General features: G+C 36.3%; 8 protein-coding genes. 6 read left to right on the forward strand and 2 right to left on the reverse strand.

Features of this window, described 5'->3' with window-relative positions:
• The coding region (locus WBM70_RS04470) for a DUF2238 domain-containing protein (protein WP_424557307.1) at positions 1-522 on the forward strand (522 nt) is incomplete at its 5' end.
• 79 nt (positions 523-601) lie between these two features.
• Positions 602-1,036, forward strand: coding sequence for a hypothetical protein (locus WBM70_RS04475; RefSeq protein ID WP_424557308.1), 435 nt, complete (start codon positions 602-604; stop codon positions 1,034-1,036).
• A gap of 83 nt (positions 1,037-1,119) precedes the next feature.
• Here WBM70_RS04475 and WBM70_RS04480 read toward each other — a convergent pair whose 3' ends face one another.
• Positions 1,120-1,245: a hypothetical protein gene (locus WBM70_RS04480; protein ID WP_424557309.1), complete on the reverse strand. Its 126-nt coding sequence runs from the start codon at positions 1,243-1,245 to the stop codon at positions 1,120-1,122.
• Between the two features lie 69 nt (positions 1,246-1,314).
• Entirely contained in the window at positions 1,315-2,238 is a 924-nt protein-coding gene (locus WBM70_RS04485) for a methyltransferase domain-containing protein (RefSeq protein WP_424557310.1), read from the reverse strand.
• A 113-nt stretch (positions 2,239-2,351) separates the two neighbouring features.
• Here WBM70_RS04485 and WBM70_RS04490 point away from each other — a divergent pair, with 113 nt between their 5' ends.
• The 4 genes from WBM70_RS04490 to WBM70_RS04505 all read left to right on the forward strand — a co-directional run bounded on the left by WBM70_RS04490 (position 2,352) and on the right by WBM70_RS04505 (position 5,203).
• Positions 2,352-2,828, forward strand: a complete 477-nt coding sequence (locus WBM70_RS04490; RefSeq protein WP_424557311.1) for an LptA/OstA family protein — start codon at positions 2,352-2,354, stop codon at positions 2,826-2,828.
• A gap of 79 nt (positions 2,829-2,907) precedes the next feature.
• Positions 2,908-3,360 carry a hypothetical protein gene (locus WBM70_RS04495; RefSeq protein ID WP_424557312.1) on the forward strand — a complete coding sequence of 151 codons (453 nt, stop codon included), beginning with the start codon at positions 2,908-2,910 and terminating at the stop codon, positions 3,358-3,360.
• A gap of 15 nt (positions 3,361-3,375) precedes the next feature.
• The gene (locus WBM70_RS04500) at positions 3,376-4,608 is read left to right on the forward strand and encodes an NAD(P)/FAD-dependent oxidoreductase (RefSeq protein WP_424557313.1); all 1,233 of its coding nucleotides are present in this window, start codon (positions 3,376-3,378) and stop codon (positions 4,606-4,608) included.
• A 97-nt stretch (positions 4,609-4,705) separates the two neighbouring features.
• Complete coding sequence (locus tag WBM70_RS04505; RefSeq protein ID WP_424557314.1) at positions 4,706-5,203, forward strand: DsrE family protein; 498 nt, start codon at positions 4,706-4,708, stop codon at positions 5,201-5,203.
• Positions 5,204-5,272: the final 69 nt, after the last annotated feature.

Consider the following 5,272-nt stretch of genomic DNA (forward strand, 5'->3'; position numbering starts at 1 on the left):
GTATTCATTGTATTATTTATTTTGGTTCTTACATATAAAAAGTATCCATTAACACCTCTGCTCTATACGCTTATCTTGATTCATATGATTATTTTGATGGTTGGTGGACATTATACATATGCGGAAGTACCACTTTTTGAATGGTTTAAAGAGATTTTTGAACATGATAGAAACAATTATGATAAAGTTGGCCATTTTGCACAGGGCTTTATTCCTGCAATACTAGCCAGGGAGATACTTATACGCAAGGAGATCATACAGAGTTCTAAAATATGGCTAAACTATATCATTCTGAGTATCATTTTGGCATTTTCTGCATTCTACGAACTTGTTGAATGGTGGGTAGCTCTTGCCGTAGGTGAAGATGCTGAAGCATTTCTTGGTACACAGGGATATGTCTGGGATACTCAGTCAGATATGGGATATGCACTCTTTGGAGGTCTCATGGCACTTTTACTTCTGTCTAGACTGCATAATAAACAGTTGACCAAGGGAGATAAGTGGGAATTGGATCCAGCATAATAATGAAGAAAACTTCATTAATAATTCACACTTCTTTTGTATAATATAACTACAAAACTTATATAACAAGGATTTAAATATGAAAAAAACATTATTGACAGTAGGTACATTGGCACTTTTAGCTTCACCATCACTATTTGCAGCAGGTGCAACAAAAACTCAAACAAATCTTACAACACAGCTTCAATCACAACAAAGGCTAAACAATGGTACTGGTGGCGGAAAAAAACAATACAAGCATCAGCACAAGTACCAGAATAAATACCAGGGGACTAATGGTCAAGGCCAAGGTAATATGTCTGGAAATGGACAAGGTAAAGGCCAAGGCAATATGTCTGGAAATGGACAAGGTAAAGGTCAAGGCAATATGTCCGGAAATGGACAAGGTAAGGGTCAAGGAAACATGTCAGGTAAAGGCCAAGGTGGTAATATGTCTGGTAAAGGACAAGGGAACAGAGGTGGAAATGGCGGCATGAGAGGTGGTAAAGGTGGAGGTGGTGGCGGAAAGCGATAAGTGAATTGCTTCCTCTACAAGCAGACAAACACCTTTCGAGAGTATTAAAAATAAATACTCTTGAAAAAAGTTAAATATATTCTTTATCTGCTTAGCATCAAGATGACAATAGAGAAGTTAAATATACCCATGAGCATCATCGCTATCACAAATGATTTTTCTTGGTTTTTCAAACTAGCAGCTATTATTTCCAGCACTCTTTTTTTCATTGTCACTCTCCTCCGTTTTTATCCCTTGATTGTAATATAACATAACAGATGTCATATTTCTGTCATATACTATATTTTTGTTGCAGTTAAAAAAATGTACTGTTTTCCGGTGATCGTGACACGAAACTTATGCTGTTGCAGATATTTTTTACAAAAGATGACATCGTTAAAAAGAAGTGACATTTCGCTCATGGCATAGTTGGGTGCTTTGGCTCCGTAGACCATCTCGCCCCCTATCCATCTGCTGTTTGGGAAACCTAAGATAATAGCAGCATTTTTTTCCAGATAATTTTGGACCAATGACATGAAAAAAGGCTTGAAGTTGATACTTGGGCTTTGAAGTGTGCCTATACTGATGAGCAGATCAAACCTTCCAAGGTTTAAACTATCTAAGTCATTGATGTCATGTACATGAAATGTGACGTTCTCTTGAGGAAAAATACTTTTTGCATAGTCTATAGCTGTTTTTGAATGATCAATCCCTATGAGATCTATATTGGCATAGGTCTTTTTATCTAAACTATTTTTAATAACCTGAAACTCATCTCCTGTGTTAATCCCGAGGTTTAAAATAGAAGTTCTTCTACTTAGTGTTACATTCTCTAGGGCTTGCTTGTAGTAGTATAGAAAGGCAGGTTCTTCCATCTTGTTTATTTGGAAAAATGGGGAGTCAACTCCATATTTCTCTTCCCTTGAAATATCTGTATCAATATGAAATGATTCATTTTTTTGCAACTTCTCAAACCTTAGCGTCACACAAGGATAAGCTGCTTCTTTGGGTCTGAACATCTTGCACATAAGCAATTCTGAAAGATCTGTCCATGCTTTGTAGCTTCTATGTATATAGGTTGTCTCATCAATGACTATTTGATAGCCTGCATATGCATTGATCAGGTCTGGATCAAGTACATTAAAGGAGATGGATGAGTCATTCTTCAGACCGTTTTCGAGAATGGAAAATATCTCTTGCATAGTATGATGTGTCAATGTCATCAAGAACCTTTATTTTTTAAGTGACATATTTTAACATACTTATATATCTACAGATTATTATAATTTTATATAATTTTTTGGTATTATAAATTAAAAAATTACATTGAGGTGTTATGAATTTTGTAAAAATAATATTTTGTCTCATACTTACAGAGTCTCTTTTTGCAGGGAAAATGGATGTCAATTCTACTAAAATAGAAGCGGAAATAGATCAAGTTCATTTCATAGGTAAAGCTGAAATAAAAGTTGACGGCAGTTCAATAGATGCCGATAGAGTAAGTGTTTATCTTGATGATAAAAATGAAACAAAATACTATGAGGCTTCAGGAGATGTTAGGTTTTTGATCCTGGAAAAAGACTATTATTTTAAAGGACGTGCAAATAAAATCTCCTATGATATGTTTACACAACGCTATGTAATGAGAGGCATGGCAGTGATAGAGGATAATAACTTTTTGATGAAACGCTATATCGCTGGTGATGAGATCATTTTTGATCTCTTTACAGAAACTGTAGAAGTAGATGGAGGCTCTATCAGTACTAATATTTTTATAAAACTAAATGATGTAGGTAACTTTTTTGGTTTATAAATTTACTAATATGTGATATTTCAACTAAAACGCTATACGAGTATTCTATAATTTCTAGAAAAATTAAAAAGGCATAGATATGAACCAGAATTCTCAAGAGGGCGTACTGCATACCCCCTCCTCTAAACAGTTGATCTTTTTAAAATATCTTACCTGGGTATTGGTTGACCTGACAGTCTTAAATTTTTTTGCTGAATATTGGGATAGAGTTACCATTACCTCTTTTGGTCTTTCATTATTTATAGCTATCACTTTGCAGATACTTCTTAAAATGACCATTGCACTTGAACATCGTCTCTCAAACTATATGAAATCCAACGAAAAACTAAATAAAAAAGTGCTGCATATATTCTCTACATGGTTTGTCCTTTTTGCATCAAAATTCGTTATGCTTTGGATACTTCAATTTTTGTTTGGTGATGCCATTGTCTTTTCTGGTGCTTATCATGGTGTAGTTGCATTTATTGTTGTTGTGATGGCAATACTTGCAGCAGAGTACGTGCTTACTCGTATCTATCGATCATTGGCATAAAACAGAGGATAGACATTGGTCAAGTATGATCTCATAGTAGTCGGTTCTGGTGCAGCTGGTATGATGGCATCTATTACTGCTGCTCGTACAGGAAAGTCTGTACTCCTTTTAGAGAAACTTTCAAAGATTGGTGCTAAACTAAAGGCGACAGGCGGTGGACGCTGTAACTTGACCAACACACTCTCAAATGAAGACTTTATGGCCCGTTTTGGACGTGATGGACGTTTTATGACCCCTGCTCTTGATGCCCTGGACCATAAAGCATTGATGTCATTTTTTAAAGAGATCGGTGTTGAGAGTCATGCACCCGACGGCTACCGTGTATTTCCTGTTACCCACAGTTCTTCAACTATCATTAATGCCCTTGGGGAAGAGATGCAAAATCTTGATATAGAAGTATTATGCTCACAAAAAGTGGTGACTTTAGAGCATGATGGTGAGAAAGTGACAGGGGTCAAAACACTGACAGATACTTTTAAAGCTGACAATGTGGTTATCGCTTCAGGTGGTATGGGCTATCCTGTACTTGGAGCAGAAGGTGACGGCTACCCTATGGCAGAGTCTGTAGGACATACGGTTACAGATATCTATCCGGCGATGATGCCATTGAAAACTAAAGAAACCTGGGTTGAGAACTGTAGAGCTGATACCATCGCAAAGGTCTATATACGTGTTGATATGAAAAAATATAAAAAACTCTCAGCCAAAGGTGATCTCATCTTTACAAAGAATGGTATAAGAGGTCCTGTGGTATTGGATTTTTCGAGGGAGATCACTCCTATCTTAAGCAAGTTTAACGAAGTGCCTGTACTTGTCAATTTTACCAAGGGGATGAATGAAGAGCAGATACGTGATCATTTCAAACAGGAACTGGTTAAGGATCCTCACCGAAATACATTGCAACTACTTCAAACCCTGCTACCGGAGTCTGTAAGTATAGAACTCTGTAGACTTGCAGAAGTAGACCCAGCCCTAGCCTTAAGTAAACAAGCTGGAACAGCAAGAGATAAACTAATCAAATTTCTTGTCTGGACACCACTTACCATAAATGGACATGACGGCTTTAAAATGGCGATGATCACACGTGGTGGTATACATCTGAAAGAGATAGACCCCTATACGATGCAGAGTAAAAAGCTCAAAGGACTGTACTTTTGCGGCGAAGTAATGAATATAGATGGACCTTGTGGCGGCTATAATCTTCAATGGTCTTTTGCCAGTGGGTATTTAGCGGGTATGTTAGCGTAATTATTTATACTACACTAAAGTAGAAGTAGCATATAATCCAGAAATAATCATAAAAATCAAAAAACTGCAAATGAATTATTGCACAGAAAGAGGCACCATGTATAAAAAAATCACTCCACTCATTAAAGTATTAACTCTCTCAGCCCTACTACCAGTATATGGTTTAGCACAAATATCACAGTTGGTCGTTCCCCCTGCTCAACAAGAAGTCAAGGTACAGAATGTCGTATTTGACTGTTCCAGTGCTGATAAGAAGTATATAGCGTCCAGACTATGGCTTATAGATTTGAGTATTAAAGAGTATGTTCAAAATAACATACCTTATAATGTAGTGTTGACTATTCACTCTGGTTGTACAGATATTGTCTCAAAAAAAATCAAAGATGATGATAAAATGATGAACAATATACAAAAGAAATTAGAGATCGTTTCTAAACATGAGAATGTCTCTATAGAAGCTTGTCAGATCGCTGTCGATAGATTTGGCATAGAGCATCATGATCTGCATACATTCATTTCTCTTGTGCCAAACTCCATCACCAGAGTTATATCTCTTCAAAATGATGGCTATGCTTTTATACCGTTTAGTAAGTAATTGGCAATATTAAAAAAACTAGGTTAAATACATTAACCTTTAATGACTATCTTATTTACGGATAGAAGT

It is taken from the genome of Sulfurovum sp., from assembly GCF_049668085.1.
In the GTDB taxonomy this organism is placed as follows: Bacteria; Campylobacterota; Campylobacteria; order Campylobacterales; family Sulfurovaceae; genus Sulfurovum.